Raw genomic sequence first — 22,143 nt, 5'->3', positions numbered from 1 at the left:
ATGAAAATATTCAAACTTCTTTTTTCGGCTTTAACCATTATGGCAATATTCGCCTCCTGTAAAAAGTTCCTGGATATAAACCCTTCTACAGCAAGTGTGAATCCTGCGACCATTAAGGATTTTACCGAGATGCTGAACAGTGATTCATTAGGTACCGGATATTTCTTTTTAACGGATATGATGACAGACGACATTAATATATCGTCTTCTTATCTTACTGGCGTAAATAATATTTACACGCGTGTTTATTCATGGGATAGTACTTTTTGGAATCCGGGAGATACTGACATAATATATAATTCTTCTTATACAAGAATCCTGCAAATGAATATTATATTAAGCAGGATAAATGATGCTCCTAAAGACAGTTTGAATACGCTCGCCAATAGTGCAAATGTAACATCTGAAGCATTAATCAATCGCGCGTGGCTTTACCTGCAACTTGCAAATATTTATGGCAAGGCTTATAATAAAGGTACAGCTTCTGTAGATTTGGCAGTACCATTAATTACGGTTCCTAATGCGACAAATGACCCTTCGCGTGCGACTGTAGCCCAAGTATATGCTCAAGTAATCTCAGACCTTAGTAAAGCTGTTGATAATCCTTATTTACAAGCAAAGGGCGCAAACATACTTCATCCGGGGAAAGCAGCAGGTTATACATTGCTGGCAAGGGCGTATTTGTATGAAGCGCAATACGATTCTGCCGAAATTTATGCAGATTCTTCGTTGAATTTGGCAAGCACACTTTTAAGCTATAATACTGCTTATGTCCAACCTACTCAATTATATGATTTAAGAAACAATCCGGAAGTATTATTTGGACATGTGAGTTATGACCAAGGTTATCCGGCGGCGTTTTACGGGTTTGGTTATAGCTTGAGCGACGAACTTGTGGATAGTCTTGGAGATGACGACCTTCGTTATTCTAAAAATTTTACATACGGAAACTTTAACACAGCAATACTCTCAGGCAATGCGACCATTGTTATGGACAATAGTGTTAGTGTGCCGGAAACAATGCTCATAAAAGCTGAATGCCTCGCGCGTAAGGGAGATGTGAGTGGAGCAGAAGCCATCATCAAAAATATAAGAAACAATAGACTTCAAACAGGCGCCGCCGATAATCGTATTTATAATGCATCCAATATTTTGAGTTATGTCTTATCTGAAAGGAGGCGTGAATTATTTATGCACGGAGGTCTAAGGCTTTTCGATTTGAAAAGATATAATAATGACCCTTCTTTGAAAAAGACCATTTACAGATATGCAACAGTTACCTATGGTCATTTGTCCTTTTCCAGTATCAGTGACTCTTTGCCACCAGGCGATAACAAATACTTAGTTCCGTTTTCTTCATCCATTATCGCAAACAATCCGAACATAGTTCAAAACCCGAGATAGTAAATTATTTTAAAGAAACTAAATCATCAATATGTACTTTAATAGAATTCTAAAGAAAATAAATACCTACAACACATTATTGACGTTGTCTGTTTTGGGGCTGTTATTTTCCTTTTCCTGCACAAAGGAGCTAAGCAGTTTGGATACGGTTGCAAAGGACGCGGGAGGACTGCAAACTTCTTATATTGAAAACGGAAATGCTATAACACTTAATGGAACTGTGTACCATTTTACTCCCGACTTTATAGGTGTTCCCATAAGTTTAGAAAAAGGAGCGGGTAGCGCAGATACCGTTTTTGCGACGGTAGAACCGGCTTTAGTTGAATCATACAATCAGCTTTATCAAGAAAACAATGCTGCCATTCCCGATGGCGCTTTCGGGGCTTCTAATAATGGGGCATTTGCTATTAGTTCAGGAGCAACAACGCCTGTTGATTCATTGTATGCAACGCTACTCGATGGTTCGCAACTTAAAGATAGTGCAATGTACCTGGTTCCGATAAAACTAAAAGACAAAAATGGAACGGCATTAAAATCTTCCATCGTGTTTTTTAAAATGAGGATACATAAAATTAATTTGGGCGTATTAATCGATACTATAGATGCGGTACAAGGAGTAACTCCAATTCCATACAAAGGAGGATATTTCTTTGATTATTTCGGTGCAGATATTGCGGATGAATATGATTTCAATATACAGTTGAATGCTAAATTTCCTCAAAAAGACTTGAAAGTTTCAGTCGAAGCCTATAATGATACGGCTTCTGTTAATGCATTCAATGCTTATGATGTGCCTTTCCCTGACGGTTCTTTTTCTATTTCGCAAAAAGATTATACAATACCTGCAGGAGCTCTTACAGCGTCCGATAATATTCAATTAAAAATTACAAACAAATCTTTATTTCAATCATTTACGACTTATTTGCTTGTCGTAAAACTGAAGCAAAGTAGCGATACCGATAATTCAGTTCCTGTATTAGGTAATGGAGGAATCTTTTACATCAGCTTTTTTACTTTTTAAACTAAATACTCAATCACAAATTTTATTATCAATGAAACATGTTTTTTTTCTGTTTTTTACAGCTTTTGTCATAACCGCAAATGCGCAGCAAAAATATTTTATCGATGGCACTGTATATCCTGTTCCAAAAGATCTAACCGTACATATGTATTATCAAATTCCCGGTACCGGTATATTAAAACACGATTCAAGTAAAGTCGTTGAAGGTAAGTTTGATTTTAAAGGAGATTTGCCTGCGGTTGGGCTGGGATTTCTTGTGGTGCTTCCCGATGGTAAAACACTGAAGCATTATATAGATGAACATATGTCACTACCCAAAGACCAAATAGGTATTTATTTGGAAAACGGGCATATAAAGGTTAATGTAAATGATAAACATCCGGAAGATGTTGTTGTAAGCGGAACATTTAACAATGACGCCGTACAAGAGGCACGCCCTCTAATGAGAAAGTACAAGCACGCCGAAGCAGATATTAAAAAACGTCTTGCAGAAGCGGAGAAGGATTCATTAAAAAGCCAATCCATCATTGGCGATTATAATCAAATGGTAAAAGAGAGAACTGTAGCAGTAGGCGAATATGTAAAAACACATCCGGATGCATTGGCGAGTATTGACCTCATGAAAAGTTGGGTGCTTCCTACAGACGATTTGACTGACGCCCAAAAATTCTACGGCTACTTGAGTGATAGCTTAAAGGCATCTCCGAATGCTTTAATTTACAAAAGAATAATGGATGCGGTTGCAAAGGTCGATATTAATTCGCTTGCACCCGATTTTGTTTTGAAAGATACAGCAGGCACAGAACATCGACTTTCCGACTATAGAGGCAAATACGTGTTAGTCGATTTTTGGGCAAGCTGGTGCGGACCTTGTCTGCGTGAAATGCCGAATGTAGTTGAAGCATATAAACAATTCAAAAGCAAAAACTTTCAGATATTAGGCATATCTCTTGACGGAGGTTCGGGCAATGCCAAAGAAAAATGGGAGAATGCAATTGAGCATGAAGGAATGACTTGGCCGCAATTATCCGATTTGATGGGCTGGAACAGCACCGTAGCAAAGCAATATATGGTTACTTCTATTCCGATGAATTTCCTAATTAATCCCGAAGGAAAAATCATCGCCAAAAACCTGCGTGGAGACGACCTTAAAAATGCATTGAAGAAGTATTTGGGAGCTTAAGATATTACTATGAAGATAAAAATAATTGGGAAAAGAATCAAATATATGTTTCTTGGCATTTTTGCAATTTGCCTATTGCTGACAGGAAATGTCCTTCAAGCACAATCAAAAGATTCTTTATCTGCGAACACAATACCAAAAGGTTGGGATATGACAAAGTATGTTTTTGCTGACACATCTGGCAATACCCATACGTTGAAGGAATTTAAAGGAAAATATATTTTGGTGGATATGTGGGCGTCGTGGTGTATTCCGTGTATTAATGAATTTCCGTCGCTCGATTCTTTAAAGCAGGAATTTAAAGGGAAAAATATCGCATTTGTTCAAATCTCCTGTGATCGACAAAGGCAACGCTGGTATAACCAACTGTATTGGTCTAAGAGAACCGGCATTCAATTTTTCATTAACGGCGATATGAAGTTTATGCAGGATTTGAAAATCGCCACAATACCACGATATTTTTTAATTGATAAGAACGGAAAGCTTTTGAACGGAAATATGCCCAAAGCATCTGATCCGGAAACAAAAAAAATTCTTCTGCAATTGAAGGGTATTTAATGCTCTCATTTGAATTAGAAGCAGATTTATTATGTACAACTTATATGCAAAAAGCATAGTTATTAAGCTATGTATGGTTAGTGTTTTTTTCTCATTTTGTTTTCATACAAAAGCGCAATATACAGCTGCTGAAAAAGAAATCGTCCAGCCTTTGAAAAGGCTGGCAGATTCGATTCTCTCTTCTCAGGCAAAAATCTTTACGCCGAAAGACATGGAGAATTATCTGAAGGACAAAAAAACGAGTCGGCAAATTGTATTGTATAAAACTTCATCGAGTAGAAAAAAGACACTTAGCGCTACAGAGGTGTATAAACGCGCACTATACGCTGTCGGAGTCGCTGCCATGTGTACGAAACCGAGTCCTTTACACGAAGCAGCGATGAATCCGGCAACAGCATTTGTTATTACTCCTGACGGAATATGCGTTACTAATTTTCATGTGCTGTATGCTTATGCGCATTCTAAAACATTTGGCGGTAAAGGCGTTTTTCTTGTAAGAACCGGCGACGGCGAAACGCATGAATTAAAATCGGTACTGGCTGTTTCGCCCGAAGATGATATTGCCATTATACAGTTGAAAAGCAGCGGGGAAAAATTTCCTTTTCTTAAATTGGCTGTAAGCGATGCATCTGTCGGCGACGATGTTTATGTATTGGGCAATCCCGAAGGTTTGTTTTTCAATTTTACAAAAGGTATCGTTTCCAACAAATATATCAATACCATTGCCATGCCCGGAGATAACGGTATTGCTCACAGAAATACAATGGTAATAACGGCAGATTTTGCAGTAGGTTCAAGTGGCAGCCCAATATTAAATGATAAAGGAAATGTAACCGGAATAGTTTCCAGCACTTATGTAATTGAACAAAATAATACCGGACATCCTCAATCGCAAATGGTCATTAAAAATGTGATTCCGGTTTCTTCTATTAAAAAACTCATCCGTAAAATAGAAGCAAAGAATAATTAAAAAAAGAAATAAGCATGAAGAAAACAATAGGGTGTGCGGCAATTTTTTTATTGCTAAATACCCCTCTTTGGTCTCAAACAAATAAAATAAATACCTCAACCGATTTATCCGATTCTGTTCGCACAAGCGAGAAATATTTATACGAAGCGCTTGTAAACATCATCGAGAAAGCAGACTACGCGCCGCCTCCCGTAAATGATACATTATCCAAAGAAATTTTTGACGGCTTTATTGCGAAGCTCGATCCGGAAAAAGACATCTTTTTACAGAGCGATATAGATTCTTTGGAAAAATACAGATTGGTTGTTGATGACGATATTAATAACGGCAATCCGCTTAATTTTTATGTTGCGGCAAGAAGTCTGTATTTAAAAAGAATAGCTGAATTGAAAAATTTTCCGTTTTTCAAAAATCCGGTAGACTGGAACCCAATCAAACAAAACAAAAAGATTGTAAATCCCGATTCTTTGTCTTGGACCGGAAATACCGTTGAAAGAGATGAGCGTCGCAATCTGTTATTAACTTATGAGTATTTAACCAAGTTGGCCGATTTGCAAAAAGGCTATCCTTCTCCGGTCGAAAGAAGCGAAAAAGCAAAATCATCCATAAGCAAAAAATACAATCATTGGCTTACGGAAAATACGACGGCATTTAACGAGAAAGAGTTTTTTGCAAAATACGTCAACATACTTTGTGCCATCTGCGATCCGCACACGGAATACCAGCCGCCTGTGGACAAACGAAAATTTGATCAAATGATGAGCAATGCCTTTTACGGCATAGGTGCCCAACTCGGATTTAACGACCAAATGGATATTGTAATAAAATCGGTCATGAGCGGTATGGCTGCCTGGAAAAGCGGTAAAGTTGCAAACGGGAGTATTATATTGGCGATAGGTCAGGGGACTGCCGGAAGCTGGACAGATGTTGCCGGGCTCGGCCTGCAAGATGTTGTCGATAAAATACGCGGAGCCGAAGGTACCTTTGTAAGAATAAGAATTAAAGATGCCAATACCGGAAACGTACACGATGTATTGCTAAAACGAGAAAAAGTGAATGTAGAGCAAGGTGCTGCCAGAAGCGCCGTAATTGAACAAAAGAACGGAAAGAAAATCGGTATCTTATACCTGCCGGAATTTTACAACGATTTCAATAATAAAAACGGAGCCAAAAGTGCCGACGACGTAAAAAAACAACTTACATATTTAACCGGTGCACATATCGATGCCTTGTTGATTGATTTGCGAAACAACGGCGGCGGATCGCTCTCCGACGCCATTAAAATTGCCGGCTATTTTATTCCTTCCGGCCCGGTTGTACAGGTACGCGACAGCAAAGGAAACGTATCCATTCTTTCAGATGAGGATTCTTCCGTTCTATATAAAGGACCGCTGGCAATTATGGTAAACGCACAAAGCGCTTCCGCATCCGAAATATTTACGGCAGCTATGCAGGACTATAAAAGAGCCATTGTTATAGGAACAAATACTTACGGAAAAGGAACCGTACAGCGGCAATTGCCTTTGGGTATTCCTGTCAATGGAGAGCCGCAATACGGAGCGCTCAAACTCACTTTCGAAAAATTTTACAGGATAAACGGCGCCACTACACAGCGTATCGGAATTACGCCGGATGTATTTCTGCCGGATGTTTATAATTATTTCCCGCTCAGAGAAAAAGACCAGCCCTATGCTTTGAAATCAGATTCTGTTGCGCGTGCCGATTACCAACTTTATCCTGCGGAAACGGCGGCTGTTGAATCACGTGCGAAGAAATTTGATTACAGAAATGATTCTGAAATGATTCAAATCAATGCTATAGCAGAAGAGGCTGCAAAACCAATTATTCAACGAACAGATTTTGATTTTATAAAACAGCAATATAAAGTCAAAACGGAAAGGTTGAACAAGCTTGATTCTTTGGAAACCTTAAAAGGTAGTGCTGTAATGAAAGTCATTCCTTTAGGGGATTATCAGGATAAAGACTGGTATAAAGACTGGATAAAAAAAATAAGTACAAGTAGGGAAATTTTTGATGCAAAATCGGTGCTTTTTCAAGAATAATTTTTAGATGCTGTATCAAATAAATATATGAAAAGGGTTACATTTCTTGTGAGCATATTTTTCGTTCTGGCAATTACAACGACAATATATTCTTTCACTTCAGGAAGAGAGATTAATGCGACTGGCAATAAATATTCTTTATTTAAAGACAGTTCTGAATTTTTATTCCTTAAATGGGCACAGGCTAATAACGGCAAATGGATGCCCTATTGTATAAGGCTGTCTTTTGAAAATGGAAAGAGACTTGGTATTTTAAACAATCTTGCTTCGAGAATAAAGGTCGTTAATGAAGCAAAAGCCTATTATAAAAACCTTCTTAAACGAAGGCTTCGGCTGTCCGATTCTCTTACGAGTGCTTATCTTGACAGTATGTATATCCGCAAATACAAGGCTGTAAAAGAAAGCCTCAAATACCGTAAGACGATGGATTCTTTGTATGCCGTTTACAGGAAGATATCGTCGGGGAAAAATAAAGAATTGAACGGTTACACATTAGGTAGCTCAACGAAATATTTTACCGAAACAATTGTTCCGAAAATTTTTGTTGAATTAAGAAAGAGAGGTTTGGGAATTTATGATGTTGTTCCTACGGGTTGTATTCCTTTTGCATTAACCGATTGGTTTGACAATCATTACAGTCGTCCCGGACTACAATATTATGGAGTAGTATTTTATATATGTGGGCGAAATTATAACCCGTCGGGATATTACGATGAAGAAGTACGCAATGATCCGCTTCGTTATAATTTGCAGCAATTCATTCGTCGCTTTATGATGCATTCCCTGGGTTTCTATACGGTTTATATATCGCCGGAGGAATTTGTTCCAAAACCGTTAAACTGCTCACAGATAAGGGACTCGATTCTATCCGATATTTCCGATTATTATAAGGCATCAAAAGCCGCAAATCATTCGGACTTTTTGACAGACAGAGATTTGTTTCAAAGTGAATCGGACATATATTTTACCGACTATCAATTGACACCCGAAGATAAAAAATTATGGAATAAAATTGACAGTGAAGATCGCTATGCAGACAGCATAATGCAGCATCCTTGATTTTAAAATGTTGTATTGAATGTCAAATGCTTATTTTAAAAAATAAGCAGATTGACATTGAACTAAAAACGATATAAATGAAAAGAATAACATTATCGCTATTATCAGTTGTGCTGATTACCCTAATTACAATTTTTATATATTCTTGTACAAGAAAAGAACTGCATGTAATAAGAGTTGGGAATTACACATTTAAAGACAGTTCCGAATTGTTATTTTTCAAATGGGCGCAAGCCAATAATGGTCGATGGATGCCTTACAGCATTCGCTTGAGTTTAAAAGATTCTGGTAACGCTTCTTCTCAAACGCTAAACAGCCTGGCTTCAATTATTAAGTCGGTAAATGGGGCTAAAGCGTATTACAAAGGATTATTGCAACAAAGAATCGGGCTGTCCGATTCCCTTATGGATGTATATCTCGACAGCCTGTATCTGCGAAAATACAAAACTGTAAATGCAAGTCTCAAATATCGTAAAACGATGGATTCCCTGTATGCAATATATGGACAGATAAATTCAGGTAAAAGTACCGGTAATACTACGCAGACGGCTGTTACGGCTACAGGTGTACTTAGCGTAAAAAAATATATACCCGGTAATTATACGGCAATGTTCGATAAAACGGTTGCGCCAAAAATCATCGCGTCTATTCAATCCGGCAATCCGGATGGCAATTACCTGGCAGAAGGCTGCGTACCTGTTGAACTAACCGATTGGTTTGACGAACATTACAATGGTGTTTACACTAAGTTGATAGCCGCGGCTAAAGAGGGTAATATAGATATGCTGGATTATTTCGCTACTATTGTGAATAGGAGTGGTATGAGCATTTATGAACAGGATTTTATAAATCGTTTTTGGGAATATTCATTGGGATTTTATCTTGAAGGAACAACGGCACCAAATATAACATCCCACCCTTTAAACTGTGGACAAATGACCGACTCGATTGTGGTTGATATTGCAGACTATTATGCCGCAATAAAGACCGCTATACCCGATGAACTTGGAAATATATTGTCTGATGGTGATCCTTTTGAAAGCGACATGGACATATATTTTACCGATTATCAATTAACGGCTTCCGATATGGCACTTTGGAATCAAATTGACAGAGAAGACGAAGCCGCGGATATGATAATGCAAAATTACACCTGTAAAGGCGGCCCAAATATGTGGGGCAATATATTTTTGACGGGAATTGGACAGGGAATCATAGCGCATTCTATTATTGAGTTACATTATCTTACGCTCCATCCTAATGCTGAAAGGGAATATTGGATACCCGAAAGCAGCAGCAATAATCCCAATAATTATGGCAGGGCAGATATTGCGAACCCTTATACCGGCGAAATTTTTGAAATAAAACCAGGCGAAAATCAAACAGAAATGACCAAGGGGATCAATGAAGCCAATACCTATGTTACCAAAGCCAATCAATACTGCCTTTCCAGCCTGCATGGCGTAAGCACATGGGCATTAGGGACAACATTCACAACCGTTACGCTTCCATATTCTCCTACACAGGATGTTGTAGCTGAACTTTATAAACCAGGTTTAATTGGTTATAAACTCGTTTCTAAAAATACCAATACGCTGCCGATAACGGTTCCGCAATCGGTTGCCGAACGATTTAAAAAACTGGTGGAAAGACTTTCTCATCTTGAAAATATTATCAGTCCGAATAATTATGAAAGGATTATCTCGGAATTTCTCCGGGATCCAAACAATCAAGATATGGTTAATTATATCAAAACTGCGGCGGTAGGCGTAGGCGTAGGTATAGTAGTAGGAACGCTGATAGAAGATTTCTTATCAGATGGAATGGGTTTTTACGATGATATAGCCTGTTTTAAAGTGGCATATAAAATAGTAAGAGCAGCATGGAAATTATAATTTATTTTACTTAAATCAATTTGTATGGCAAAAAGATTTTTTCTTAAAATACCGAACATAATAGATATGTTCAATTGTCGGGCGAAGGTGCCGTTCGGCGAGAAGTTTTATGATTTTATGGATAATAAGATTACCGCGCTGCTTAAACAGGAAGCCGATATAACTCCTACTCCGCAAATAAACGTTATCTGGTCGTGGTCAAAAAATTTTTACGAGCCGGGAGAAATATCAAGAATCAATCTTGATCTTCATTTGCAAAGCCATAGCATCGGTCATCCAATCAGTTTCTGCTGGCGCTCTAAATCAGGCGAACCCATTTCCATCAGTGACGAAGATTTTGATGAGGATAATCTCGAATACTGGCTCGAAGGGGTAGATGCCGAAAAGTTTCATGAGGAACTTGCACAGGCAAAGAAAGCTGCGCCCTTCCGCATCGGCAGGCTGCCTTTTGAGCTGGAGATAAGGGATTATGAATATTCCATGCACGTGTATGTAACCCTCTCGGATAAAGAGATATTTGAAGAAGTTTCAACACATCTCGACAAAACGCTCTCCGATTTCAACAAATTGGCGTATGCGCGGGAATTTGGCGAGAAGAAAGGTAAACCGTTGCAGGGTTTGCACAATTGGAAAATTACCGAAACGGAAGACGGGCGTATGCAGCTTTACCTCGATGCGGCAAGCCCCGAAGTGTTGAAGAAAATTTTGAAGGAATTGACAAAATTCAAACCGGTTACCAAGGTGGAAATGGATTTGGTGTCGTGAGTTATAGAACGTAAAACAATAAAAACAAACAGAAATGAAAAGAATAACATTATCGCTGTTATCCGTTGTGCTGATTGTAATATATGCACATGCGCAAGACAGTGCAGCACTTCGAAAAGCATTGCTGCTTTACAGGACAGGCGGCATTGAATTGAAACACGGAACTGATACAACGAAACTGAAAAACGGAGATTTGGTTCCCGATTTCTCGATGGTTGATACAGCAAAAAAAAGTGTAAGCCTGAGAAGCTATAAAGGAAAATATGTGATGATTGATATTTGGGCAAGCTATTGTACCTGGTGTATCAAAGAGTATCCGTATTTGGCGCAATTGCGAAAAGATTTAAAAGGGAAGAATATCGTATTCATAAGTCTTTCCTGCGATCAGAATGTACCGCAATGGTTAAGCGCCATCGGCGGTTATCATCTATACGGGCACAACAACTGGCTGTTGGTAGATCAGGCTTTTATGAAGGCATTTCAGGTAAATGCTATTCCTCGTTTTATACTGATAGGCAAAGACGGTAAAGTTTATAATGCAAACATGACACGCCCGTCCAATCCGAAAACAGAAACTTATTTAAAAAATCTAAAAGGAATATAATAATGTTTAAAAAATATTTATGGATAGCATTTACCGTTCCCACAATGGTCTTTGCGCAGGAAAAAAAATTTGAGATAAGAGGTAAAATAGAAAATGCCGTCCCGGGCGAAAAAGTTTTTTTGTCTTATAGCAGCGCTGGTCAATTGATAGTAGATTCCACATCTGTAATAAATGATAGTTTTAGGTTTGACGGAACTGTATCGCAAACAGGAAAAGCATATTTACAGTTGAGACATGTAAATCCGGAAACACATGCACCTGTAAATGTAAATGACTATACTGTTATTTGGTTGGAACCCGGCACGATTAATTTGGCTGCTAAAGACGATATAAAATATGCCCGCGTAAACGGGACCTCGCTAAATGATAAGGAACAGAGCTTGCATGATAATCTTTCGCCTTTATTGATAAAAAAAATGAAGTTGCAACAGGCAATCGAAATTACCAATAAGAACAATGCAGATACAAATCAGACAGATTCCTTACAAAACGCTTACTATGCAAATGCTAAAGAAACCGATTCTGTAATTGATGCTTATATCACAGGCAACAGAAATTCCATTATTGCACTCGAAGCGCTAAAGACATACGTAAATCCTACCGATGATCCAAAGAGGCTGATTGCACTGTTCGATCAGCTTGGCGATTCGGTACGAGACACAAAAGAAGCGAAATATTATAATGAAACTTTATCCGATATACGTAAAACAGCTGCGGGCATTCAGGCTCCCGTTTTTTCTTTACCGGATATATCCGGCAAAAAAGTATCATTAAGCGACTTTCGAGGAAAATATGTGTTGCTCGATTTTTGGGCAAGCTGGTGTATGCCTTGCAGAGCAGAGAATCCGAATCTGGTTAAAATATACAATCAATACAAAGGAGAAAACTTTGCCATTCTAAGCGTCTCCCTTGATGGCGGCGGACTTACCACAAAACAAAATTGGCTGAACGCTATAAAAAAAGACGGCTTGGAATGGACTCAGGTTTCTGATTTACAGGGGTGGAAAAATAAAGCAGCTCAACTATATAAGATAAAGTCTGTTCCTGCCAATTTTCTTATCGACCCGAAAGGAAAGATTATTGCAAAAAACTTGCGCGGTAACGAACTCGCAAAAAAACTTTATAATTTGTTTAAGTCCTGATGGTAGTAATGCAATGCAGGAAAACTATGTTCTCATGAAGCTATGATTATAAAAACAGGAGAAGAGAATGGCGATATTAAAAAATAAAAAACAAATTCTTTTATCAATCTTTATTTGCTTTACAATTGTTGTAAATGCGCAGAAAACCATTTTGACTTCAACATTAAAAGCCCATCCTGCAACAGATGATCAAAAATTAAAATTTCAATTAATACTAAGGGATGAAACTCTGATTTTGTAAAAAATAAATGAAAAATACAGCAATATTATTCACAGGAATATTATTTAATTATCTGCTTGCCGGTTGCGGCGGAATGGAAATGCGTACTTCCGCTCATATCATAAGGGATTCTGTCAACTATAAGGATCTGCTGGGAACATATAAGCTTTTGCAGGATTCTTTTCGGACTGCGAGGTTGAATATTCCTCCACATAAAATTGTATTACTAAGGATTACGGATGACTCTCTGGTAATACACAGTTCGGAGAAAGACGATTATAAAATTTTCTTCGGGCGATATTATGTGAATCATAAATTTGATCAGAATGAATCTTTTTATAAAGATTCCCTATATCGTGGAAATTGGAGTTTGTTGTTTAATATCATAGTCAAACGCAAAAAATATAGCAACATGTTGACTATCGGCAAAGATTCAATTAATACCACACCTGTAACCTTTTATCCTGCCAGAGACAATGACGGAATTATGCACATTCTGGGTTATTCGTTTGATCCAAAAGATGCAGATAACGATACACTGTTGTTTGATTATATTAAAACAAAAGATACTACATTACAGTTATGAGAAAAAATGAAAAACAAATTCTTTTATTGCTTTTTCTCTGCTTTACATTTTTTGTGAATGCACAGAAAATTCTTTTAACCTCTCAATTGAAACATACTTACTCGGCCCAAGATAAAATACAATTATCAATTAAAAACTTGTCGAATAGGAAAATAGGTTTTCATGTTGTCTGTGAAATGTTTCAGAACGCCAAATGGGTTGACTCTGATATTAATCTTTTACATCCTATGCAAAAATTAGTTGCAGTATATTCTTTGGCTCCTAATTCTGAAAGAAGAATTACCATAGATTTAAGTAAGAGTTTTGGGGAGCTCTTGAAAGACCCGGCAAACGAAATTGATTTGACAAATTATAAATACAGAATAAGAATCGATTATGGAACGAGTGGGGTTGATGATATAATCAAGGGAATCAATATGAAAAAAATATATTCCACAGCATTTACGATTCAAAAATGATTTTATATAAATAAACGGAGCATATTTATGTCAAAAAGAAAAAAAATATGCATTTGGTCGATTCTTGTTGTAATCATAATTCTTTCCAATGTACCGCCCCTGCATATCCTGATTGTTATGGGGGAAAGGGATTTAGGATATTTCAGTTATTGCACAAGTAAGGGTGATACTACTTCTTTTTTTACCGAAAACGGCATGGAACCAATGCAGCTTGAATATTTTAAGATACAAGATTATAAAAAAAAGTATGGTACTTTTCCCCACGGATGGCTAAATACTCCACTGTATCGCAACTTCCGTATTAATCCTCTGTTCTTTTGGCATTGGTATGACTACTTTACTGATGAGCGTTATACATTGCCGTATATCAGCAGGCAAGATGTTTACAAAAATGCGAGAGAGAAAGCAGGAAAGAGGTAAGTTTAAACATACGTAAATAATAAATTTAATCATATGGATATAAATATCCTCGATTGGAGAATAATATTATGGACAATACTTGTAATTGCAGCTGTAGTAATAACATTAATTTGTTTTGTGCGACTATACAAAAACTTTAAAAGAAAAAGAGATTAACTTTTTCAGGCAGAAGCAAGTTGTATTACGAAATCTTTGTGGAAAATGTTGTAAGAATATTTCGTTCTTTAAATCAGGTAATCACGGATGATGTTTTAAAATTCTAAATTTTGACATAACTTCTTAATTGAGGTAAAAGCTTTTTAAAATTTTCAACGGGTCTGAAATCAATTAACAACACTATTCAATAAATGTAATATATAATCATTATGACTTTCATTCAACAAAAAAAACGGGCTGTATATGTCTTATTCTTATGCTTTTTTTCATCCTTTTTTTTGCCAAAAAGTTTGCGGGCACAAACCTTAGCGGATACAACGGGAATTGTGACAAGTTCAAAGGAAATATACCGTTATCATACAGGCAAAGAACAGGCAGCGGCATATAAGGTTTTTACCGAAAAATATCCGGAGAGCATATACGGTAACCTCTTTTTGCTGAACGATTTGAAAACTTTTATCGCCATGACTTATGCATGGGAGGGAAATGAAAAACAAGCCGGAAGATTTATGGATTCGCTGAATCATAATATAAGCGTATGTAGTTGCTATTTCCGTCTGGCTACGGCTTTCCAAAATGTACACAATCTTGTGCAGGCAGAAAAATATGCTTCCCGCGCAATAGATTCCGCAATTGCTTATTTGAGCCGAAATACAGAGAATGTAGAAGACGGTTTACAGCCGCCCACTATTGTTGCAGCAGCAGCCATATTGCAGGCAAATCTTTATTCCGACGAACATCAATATAATATGGCAATAGACTGTCTTGATAAAGCCATTCCTTACTGTTCCGAAAAAAATGTGAACGGTATGTTGCTTTTGAAAGGCGATATCGCAGCTAAAGGCGGAAAGTTTCAGGAAGCTCTGAACGTATATCGACACTTACTTAAAAATGGTAACGAGAGTATTGTACTGAAATCCAAAATGGCTACAGCTTATATGTCATTGCATCATTTGCAGGACAGTACAGGATTTACGGCTTATTATACGAACTTGTTGGATAAATATCATCGTGCATTCCTGGACAGTCTCAGCCATTCGACAGCAAAAGAAAAAGCGCAGGACTTTAAGATGAAAGATATAAACGGAAAAGAAGTTTCACTACATGATTTCTTGGGCAAAGTCGTGATACTTGACTTTTGGGCTACATGGTGTGTGCCTTGTAAAGCTTCCTTCCCAGCAATGCAAGCAGCAATTGATAAATATAAAAAAGATACAAATGTAGTTTTTCTATTTATTGATACATGGGAGTATGGCAATGATACGCAGGCTGCTGTAAAAAATTTCTTAAATGCCAAGCATTATGATTTTCAGGTGTTGTTCGATAATCAAAACAAAACCTCCAAGCAATACGAAGCCGTTAATGATTATAAAATTACAGGAGTCCCCACAAAATTTGTTATTGATAAAAATGGCTATATACGTTTTAAATTAACCGGGTACAATGGCAATATAGAATCGTCACTTAGTGAATTGTCGGTAATGATTAGTGCTGCTATGAGATAGTGCCGAGGAGGATGATAGTTATCCTTTCGACACTTTCCCATTCTATTTTATCCAATTAATCCTATATGTTTTTTAGGGACATTTACGCTTCAATGTAAAAGCATCTCTAAACAATAACAGTGCAGGAAATATTTATGAAAATCTGGCATAAGAAAAACTGTTATGTTAAGAATGCAGATGCTTATTTATTTTCTACTGTTTATTACAAAATATATCAATTCTATAAACATATTTTGAAAGAAAAATATTCCAGATGCGTCTAATTACCCGGATTTTTCAAAGTACCGTTTTCAATCCGGGTTAACTATATCACACTAAATCAGAATATGTGTTCTCAATAAAAAGGCATTTATTATTTTAAAACTTAAAATGGACTTCCCAAAATTGGATATTCTTGGTTAATGTGTTCCTGCAACTCATTGTAAAAACAAGGTATTGGACTGAATAAAATTATTTAAAAAAAGAATGGATTGATAACGTATTTTTATTCATCTCCCTCATCTGTGTTCGTCAGCTTGGCATTAATGAAGAACGCGCCGTTCGTTACAATCTGTGCATTGGCGGGAATATCTTTTACAAAGGTTACGGCAGTGTAACCCATTTCGGAAATGCCTTTGACCACTTCTGTTTTCTCAAAACGCATAGTGCCCTTTTCTTCGTTTGCTGTGTCCTTTGTTTTTTTATCGGTCACAATAAAGACATAATTATTTCCGCCCGAACTGACAATCGCGTTATCCGGAACGGCAGGCGTAACAGCTTTGTTCAGGCTTACAATACCCGTAATGTTCATACCGTCGATCAATCCCGTTTTATCGCTTTTTACGGTGCAGTGAACGGGAATGGTTTTGCTGTCGTTTTCAAAAGCTGCGCCAATACTGAATACTGTTGCATCGTATTCGTGCGTAGGATTATTGGTCAAAGTGAAATGGATGGTTTGCCCCAGTTTGATCAATGGTAAATCTTTTTCATACACGTTCAAATCCAAATGCAGCGCGCTGTTGTCCACAATTTCGGCAACAGGTGAAGCAACATCCACATAACTTCCGATCTGTGCGTACAAATTGCTGACGGTCCCGCTGACAGGGCTTGTAACCGTGAGTGTCGCGTGCATATTTTCATTGTTCAACGTGGTCGGATTAATGCCCATTAATTGGATCTGTTGTTGCAGCGATGCCCGTCTTGTGCGAAGCGCATTCAAATCTGCAGTTGCGCTTTGCAGGTTTTTCAATGCACCTGCATTACCTTCATTCAATTCTTTCTGCCTTTGCTGTTCCTGTTGCGCCAAAGTTATTTTACTGCCTGTAGCCAAATATTCTTCCTGCAATTGAATGAACTGCGGATTGGTAATAACGGCGATTACCTGCCCTTTGCGCACATAACTGCCCAGCTGCACATTTAGAGCTTTAACTACACCACTGAACAGAGAAGTGGCCTTGCCTTTATGCTCATTAGGAACGCGCAGCAAGCCGTTGGCTTTAATCGTTGCCCTAAGTTCTTTGTTTTCCACTTTGCCCAATTGCAGGTTGATGGATTTTATTTGTTCGGGCGTAAGCATAACTATTGTTTCCGATGCTTCGTCCAAAGCGGGTTCAGCTACTTCTTTTGTCCCGGGCTTGGTTGCTTCCTGCGTTTTGTTTTCTTTGTGACCGCAAGAACCGAGCGCAAAAAGAATAGAGCATGGTATTAAGACGATGATTGATTTTTTTATAAAGAAATTCATACCGAATTATTGATTTACGAGTGAATAAATATTGATAACGGATTGGTTGATTTGCTGAATGCTTTTCAGGTAATTCAAACGTATATCGGTCGCGGTTTGCAAAGCATACAGGTATTCCACATAACTGATGTCGCCCGTACGATAACCGGTTTGCGCAGCTGAAACGATTTCATTTGCATTGGGTAATGCCTGTTGCTGATAATATTGAAACTGCTGCAAATCCTGTTGATACTGCTGCAACGCATTTTGCAACTGTGCCGTCAATACTTTTTGTTGTTGTGCGGCACCCGCTTGCGCTGCCTGTCTGGCATAATCCTGCGATTGCACGCGCGCTTTATTGGCGCCGAACGTAAGCGGAATCGCAATTCCTACATTTACATAGCTGAACCTTTTCCCTGCACCGAAATACTGTTCCTGATTATTAATGGTCTGGTAACCAATTAAGGATTGATTTGTATAACCGACTGAGAAATCGGGCAAGGCTTGCGCTCTTTCCACTTTTTTATTTTGCTCCGCAATTTGCACTTCCTGATACAATGCTTTTACGGCAGGATGATTGGCAATGGCAACGCTGTCAAGCAAAGAACTTATCTGCAACGGCTGAAATGTAGCGGTATTCACAATCTCAAGGGAATCGTTGATATTCATTAATGCCCGCAAACTTTGGTAAGCATTAGCGAGGTAAACATCATTCTGTTGCAGCAATAAATTGATTTCGCCTTTCTTCGCATTCGCCGTACTGATGTCCACTTTCTTGGTATCGCCTGTTTTGTAACGCAGCTGCGCCACCCTGATAAAATCGTCATACAAGCTGTCCATATATTGCAGTTGTGTTTTATTGTGCTGCAAATACAGGATTTGGTAATAATAGGTGCGTACTTCTTTTTTCAGCTCCAAAACAGAAAGTTCGCTTTTGAGTTCTTTGCTTTTTATTTGCTCATTTATCAAACCTTTTCTTGCACCGAATAATGTCGGGAAAGGGATGGTCTGCGAAAGCTGAAAAGCATTGTCAAACCGGTTACTGTTATAATTACCGAGTTGTGCACCAATATCAAGCTTGGGCAATTCGCCTGCCGTTTTGGTAAGGCTTTGCGCCGATTTTATTTCCAATTCTTTGGCTTTAATACCTTCATTGTTTTTCAAAGCAATGGCAATGGCTTCATCCACGTTTGATATTTGTATACGTTGTGCATTTGCAGAAAAAGCAATTGTCGTTAAAAACAACACAAGCATAACTGTTACGGGTTTCATTTTAAGTTTGATTTTTGAATGAAAAATAATGTACAGTAAAGGCAGCACAAACAACGTGAGAAAAGTTGCCGTTATCAATCCGCCGATAACGACGGTTGCCAAAGGCTTTTGAACTTCTGCACCTGCTCCCGTGCTGATTGCCATCGGTAAAAAGCCCAATGATGCTACGGTTGCCGTCATTAATACAGGGCGTAAACGTTCTTTTGTACCTTCAATTACGCGTTTCAAAATATCGGTAACACCGTCTTTTTCCAATTGGTTAAATGTGCCGATCAATACAATACCGTTTAATACCGCCACGCCGAACAATGCAATAAATCCTACGCCTGCGCTGATGCTGAAAGGCATGCCGCGCAGCAGTAGCGCAAATACGCCGCCGATAGCGCTCATAGGAATCGCCGTAAAAATCAGGGTAGCTTGTTTAAGTGAACGAAATGTAAAGTAGAGCAGCATAAAGATCAGCAGCAAGGAAACAGGCACGGCAATCATTAACCGCCTGCTTGCCTTTTGCAGATTTTCAAATTGACCGCCGTAAGTAAAATAATATCCTGTAGGCAATTTGACTTGCTTACCCAATGTTTTTTGAATATCTGTTACCACGCTTTGCACATCTCTGCCTCTGACATTGAAACCAATGACAAGCCTGCGTTTGCCGTCCTCACGACTGATTTGAACAGGACCTTCTTTAAAAGAAACATTCGCCACTTGCGATAAGGGAATTTGATTGCCGTTGCGCAGCGGAATATACAGGTCTGCCACGTTTTCCAATGAATTGCGATAGGCGCTGTCTAACCGTACGACCAAATCAAAACGTCGTTCGTTTTCAAAAACCTGTCCTGCCGGTTTGCCTGCGAATGCGGTTGTTACCACTTGATTGATGTCTTTAATATTCAAACCATACGCGGCAATGCGTGCACGGTCGTATTCAATGGCAATCTGCGGAAGTCCTGCCGTGCGCTCAATCATTGGTTCACTTACTCCCTCAATGTTCTTGATAATGTTTGCCACTCTTGGCGCAAGCGATGCCAGTGTATCCAAATTTCCCCCGAATATTTTAATGGCTATATCCTGGCGGATGCCTGTCATCAGCTCATTAAAACGCATTTGTATCGGCTGGTTCGGCTCGGCAATGACACCCGGAATAGCGTCCAGTTTTTCTTTCATCAATGCTGCCAGTTGATAAAAATCGTGCGTTGTTGTCCATTCTTTTTTTGGCTTTAGCTTTATAATTAAATCGGATGCATTCATCGGCATTGGGTCGGTGGCTACATCGGCTGCGCCCGTTTTGCCGACCACCATTTGCACTTCGGGAAATTGTTTGATAATGCGTTCTGCCTGCAAAACGGTTTCCGTTGTTTGCGACAGCGACGTGCCTTGCGGCAATACAAATTCAAAGGCATAATCACCTTCTTGTAATTGCGGAATAAACTCGCTGCCCATTTTACTAAAGAGCAAAATGCAAATGGCAAAAAGCACTGCCACTACCGAAACAATGACATATTTTACCTTAATCGCTTTCTGTAAAAGCGGTTGATAAATGACTTGCAGTTTGTTCATCATTTTATCCGAAAAAGTTTTTTTGTGCGAAACTTTTTTGGATAAGAACAGCGCGCTCATCATCGGTATGTAGGTTAATGAAAGAATTAACGCACCGAATATGGCAAAGCTGACTGTTTTCGCCATCGGCGTAAACATTTTTCCTTCTATGCTCGTGAGTGTAAGAATGGGAATATAGACAATCAGGATAATGATTTCGCCAAATGCAGCGCTACTGCGGATTTTGGAAGCTGAATAAAAAACCTCGTCGTCCATTTCCTGCTGCGTGAGCTTTTGCAGGGATTTTCGTAAGCCCAGATGATGCAGGGTCGCTTCTACGATAATAACCGCTCCGTCCACAATCAAGCCGAAGTCAATCGCACCTAAGCTCATCAGGTTCGCGCTTACGCCAAATACATTCATCAGGCTTAGCGCAAATAACAATGCCAACGGAATCGCTGACGCTACAATCAGCCCTGCACGCAGGTTCCCGAGAAAAATAACCAATACAAAAATCACAATCAGCGCACCTTCCACAAGGTTTCTTTCTACCGTTCCGATAGCTCTGTTTACCAATTGCGACCTGTCCAGGAAAGGCTCAACGACCACGTCATCGGGCAAAGATTGCCGGATGGATTTCATCCGCTCTTTTACCCGTTGTACCACTTCATTGCTGTTCGCGCCTTTCAGCATCAGCACGATGCCGCCCACCACTTCTTTTTCGCCGTTGTATGTCATAGCGCCGTAACGGGGCGGCGAACCGAACTGTACTTTGGCTACATCGCGAATCAACACGGGAATGCCCGAAGAAGAAGTTTTAATAACAATGTTTTCGATGTCCGAAAACGTTTTGACCATACCGATACCGCGAATAAAATAGGCATTCGGTTTTTTATCAATATACGCTCCGCCTGTATTTTCATTGTTTTTTTGCAGCGCCGTAAAGATTTCGGAAATGGTTACATTCATCGCTTTCAACCGGTCGGGATTGACAGCGACTTCGTATTGCTTGGTGATGCCGCCGAAACCTGTTACTTCGGCAACGCCTTCAATGCCGTATAACCGGCGGCTCACAATCCAGTCCTGCATCGTGCGCAAATCCATTGCGGAGTATTTATTCTCGCTCCCTTTTTTGGGATGGATAACGTATTGGTAAATCTCGCCAAGTCCGGTGGTTACGGGCGCTAATTCGGGCTTGCCCATACTTTCGGGAATTTCTTTTTCGGCGGATTTCAGATTTTCGCTGATAAGTTGCCGGGCGAAATAAATACTGACATCGTCCTTAAACACAAGGGTAACAACACTGATGCCGAAACGGGAAAAAGAACGCATTTCCACCAGATCGGGTAGGTTTGCCATTGCTTTTTCTATAGGATAAGTAACGAATTGTTCCACTTCCTGGCTGGCCAGCGTAGGGCAATTAGTAATGACCTGCACCTGATTGTCGGTAATGTCGGGAACCGCGTCAATGGGCAGTTTTGCGGCGCTCCATATTCCCCAGATGATGAGCGCCAAAGTCATCATACCGATGATGAGTTTGTTCTTTATACTGAAGCTAATAATACTGTCTAACACTTTGTAAAATGATTAGTGAAGAATATTTTGAAGTACAGTGGACGGCGGCGTT

At 38.9% G+C, this 22,143-nt stretch carries 18 protein-coding genes; 16 read left to right on the top strand and 2 right to left on the bottom strand.

Annotated elements, in window-relative coordinates; genetic code table 11:
• From A9P82_RS02455 to A9P82_RS02385, 16 genes are all read left to right on the top strand, one after another.
• Nucleotides 1-1,404, top strand: a complete 1,404-nt coding sequence (locus A9P82_RS02455; RefSeq protein ID WP_197492219.1) for a RagB/SusD family nutrient uptake outer membrane protein — start codon at nt 1-3, stop codon at nt 1,402-1,404.
• A gap of 31 nt (nt 1,405-1,435) precedes the next feature.
• Complete coding sequence (locus A9P82_RS02450) at nt 1,436-2,425, top strand: DUF1735 domain-containing protein (RefSeq protein WP_082915181.1); 990 nt, start codon at nt 1,436-1,438, stop codon at nt 2,423-2,425.
• A 31-nt stretch (nt 2,426-2,456) separates the two neighbouring features.
• Nucleotides 2,457-3,608, top strand: a complete 1,152-nt coding sequence (locus tag A9P82_RS02445) for a TlpA disulfide reductase family protein (protein WP_066203852.1) — start codon at nt 2,457-2,459, stop codon at nt 3,606-3,608.
• Nucleotides 3,609-3,758: 150 nt separating this feature from the next.
• Nucleotides 3,759-4,166: a TlpA family protein disulfide reductase gene (locus tag A9P82_RS02440; RefSeq protein ID WP_197492218.1), complete on the top strand. Its 408-nt coding sequence runs from the start codon at nt 3,759-3,761 to the stop codon at nt 4,164-4,166.
• 73 nt (nt 4,167-4,239) lie between these two features.
• Nucleotides 4,240-5,136, top strand: a complete 897-nt coding sequence (locus A9P82_RS02435) for a S1 family peptidase (protein ID WP_197492217.1) — start codon at nt 4,240-4,242, stop codon at nt 5,134-5,136.
• A 14-nt stretch (nt 5,137-5,150) separates the two neighbouring features.
• The gene (locus A9P82_RS02430; RefSeq protein ID WP_066203843.1) at nt 5,151-7,199 is read left to right on the top strand and encodes a S41 family peptidase; all 2,049 of its coding nucleotides are present in this window, start codon (nt 5,151-5,153) and stop codon (nt 7,197-7,199) included.
• 48 nt (nt 7,200-7,247) lie between these two features.
• Nucleotides 7,248-8,258: a hypothetical protein gene (locus tag A9P82_RS02425; protein ID WP_231891190.1), complete on the top strand. Its 1,011-nt coding sequence runs from the start codon at nt 7,248-7,250 to the stop codon at nt 8,256-8,258.
• Nucleotides 8,259-8,335: 77 nt separating this feature from the next.
• A complete protein-coding gene (locus A9P82_RS02420; protein WP_066203837.1) occupies nt 8,336-10,153 on the top strand; it encodes a hypothetical protein in 1,818 nt (605 codons plus the stop codon).
• 24 nt (nt 10,154-10,177) lie between these two features.
• Nucleotides 10,178-10,918 (top strand): hypothetical protein, encoded by a 741-nt coding sequence (locus A9P82_RS02415; protein WP_156522584.1) that lies wholly within the window; start codon nt 10,178-10,180, stop codon nt 10,916-10,918.
• Nucleotides 10,919-10,952: 34 nt separating this feature from the next.
• Nucleotides 10,953-11,522 (top strand): TlpA family protein disulfide reductase, encoded by a 570-nt coding sequence (locus A9P82_RS02410; RefSeq protein ID WP_082915179.1) that lies wholly within the window; start codon nt 10,953-10,955, stop codon nt 11,520-11,522.
• A 2-nt stretch (nt 11,523-11,524) separates the two neighbouring features.
• On the top strand, nt 11,525-12,664 hold the full coding sequence (locus A9P82_RS02405; protein WP_066203832.1) for a TlpA disulfide reductase family protein: 1,140 nt from the start codon (nt 11,525-11,527) through the stop codon (nt 12,662-12,664).
• Between the two features lie 67 nt (nt 12,665-12,731).
• A complete protein-coding gene (locus A9P82_RS15355; protein WP_156522583.1) occupies nt 12,732-12,905 on the top strand; it encodes a hypothetical protein in 174 nt (57 codons plus the stop codon).
• Nucleotides 12,906-12,912: 7 nt separating this feature from the next.
• Nucleotides 12,913-13,470, top strand: coding sequence for a hypothetical protein (locus A9P82_RS02400; protein WP_066203829.1), 558 nt, complete (start codon nt 12,913-12,915; stop codon nt 13,468-13,470).
• Nucleotides 13,467-13,928 carry a hypothetical protein gene (locus tag A9P82_RS02395; RefSeq protein WP_066203827.1) on the top strand — a complete coding sequence of 154 codons (462 nt, stop codon included), beginning with the start codon at nt 13,467-13,469 and terminating at the stop codon, nt 13,926-13,928. The genes A9P82_RS02400 and A9P82_RS02395 overlap by 4 nt, the downstream gene beginning before the upstream one ends.
• 27 nt (nt 13,929-13,955) lie before the next feature.
• Nucleotides 13,956-14,348, top strand: coding sequence for a hypothetical protein (locus A9P82_RS02390; RefSeq protein WP_066203823.1), 393 nt, complete (start codon nt 13,956-13,958; stop codon nt 14,346-14,348).
• Between the two features lie 446 nt (nt 14,349-14,794).
• Nucleotides 14,795-16,009, top strand: a complete 1,215-nt coding sequence (locus tag A9P82_RS02385) for a TlpA disulfide reductase family protein (RefSeq protein WP_197492216.1) — start codon at nt 14,795-14,797, stop codon at nt 16,007-16,009.
• Nucleotides 16,010-16,493: 484 nt separating this feature from the next.
• Here the strand turns inward: A9P82_RS02385 and A9P82_RS02380 are convergent, their stop codons facing one another.
• Complete coding sequence (locus A9P82_RS02380; RefSeq protein ID WP_066203817.1) at nt 16,494-17,729, bottom strand: efflux RND transporter periplasmic adaptor subunit; 1,236 nt, start codon at nt 17,727-17,729, stop codon at nt 16,494-16,496.
• A 6-nt stretch (nt 17,730-17,735) separates the two neighbouring features.
• Complete coding sequence (locus tag A9P82_RS02375) at nt 17,736-22,091, bottom strand: CusA/CzcA family heavy metal efflux RND transporter (protein ID WP_082915177.1); 4,356 nt, start codon at nt 22,089-22,091, stop codon at nt 17,736-17,738.
• Nucleotides 22,092-22,143 lie beyond the last annotated feature (52 nt).

It is taken from the genome of Arachidicoccus sp. BS20 (assembly GCF_001659705.1).
Classification (GTDB): Bacteria; Bacteroidota; Bacteroidia; order Chitinophagales; family Chitinophagaceae; genus Arachidicoccus.
This window is presented reverse-complemented; position numbering and strand designations above follow the sequence as displayed.

Bases quoted from the DNA above. Each gene is read 5' to 3' on its own strand.
- A9P82_RS02455 (WP_197492219.1), top strand. From the start codon at position 1: ATGAAAATATTCAAACTTCTTTTTTCGGCTTTAACCATTATGGCAATA.
- A9P82_RS02450 (WP_082915181.1), top strand. From the start codon at position 1,436: ATGTACTTTAATAGAATTCTAAAGAAAATAAATACCTACAACACATTA.
- A9P82_RS02445 (WP_066203852.1), top strand. From the start codon at position 2,457: ATGAAACATGTTTTTTTTCTGTTTTTTACAGCTTTTGTCATAACCGCA.
- A9P82_RS02440 (WP_197492218.1), top strand. From the start codon at position 3,759: ATGACAAAGTATGTTTTTGCTGACACATCTGGCAATACCCATACGTTG.
- A9P82_RS02435 (WP_197492217.1), top strand. From the start codon at position 4,240: ATGGTTAGTGTTTTTTTCTCATTTTGTTTTCATACAAAAGCGCAATAT.
- A9P82_RS02430 (WP_066203843.1), top strand. From the start codon at position 5,151: ATGAAGAAAACAATAGGGTGTGCGGCAATTTTTTTATTGCTAAATACC.
- A9P82_RS02420 (WP_066203837.1), top strand. From the start codon at position 8,336: ATGAAAAGAATAACATTATCGCTATTATCAGTTGTGCTGATTACCCTA.
- A9P82_RS02415 (WP_156522584.1), top strand. From the start codon at position 10,178: ATGGCAAAAAGATTTTTTCTTAAAATACCGAACATAATAGATATGTTC.
- A9P82_RS02410 (WP_082915179.1), top strand. From the start codon at position 10,953: ATGAAAAGAATAACATTATCGCTGTTATCCGTTGTGCTGATTGTAATA.
- A9P82_RS02405 (WP_066203832.1), top strand. From the start codon at position 11,525: ATGTTTAAAAAATATTTATGGATAGCATTTACCGTTCCCACAATGGTC.
- A9P82_RS15355 (WP_156522583.1), top strand. From the start codon at position 12,732: ATGGCGATATTAAAAAATAAAAAACAAATTCTTTTATCAATCTTTATT.
- A9P82_RS02400 (WP_066203829.1), top strand. From the start codon at position 12,913: ATGAAAAATACAGCAATATTATTCACAGGAATATTATTTAATTATCTG.
- A9P82_RS02395 (WP_066203827.1), top strand. From the start codon at position 13,467: ATGAGAAAAAATGAAAAACAAATTCTTTTATTGCTTTTTCTCTGCTTT.
- A9P82_RS02390 (WP_066203823.1), top strand. From the start codon at position 13,956: ATGTCAAAAAGAAAAAAAATATGCATTTGGTCGATTCTTGTTGTAATC.
- A9P82_RS02380 (WP_066203817.1), bottom strand. From the start codon at position 17,729: ATGAATTTCTTTATAAAAAAATCAATCATCGTCTTAATACCATGCTCT.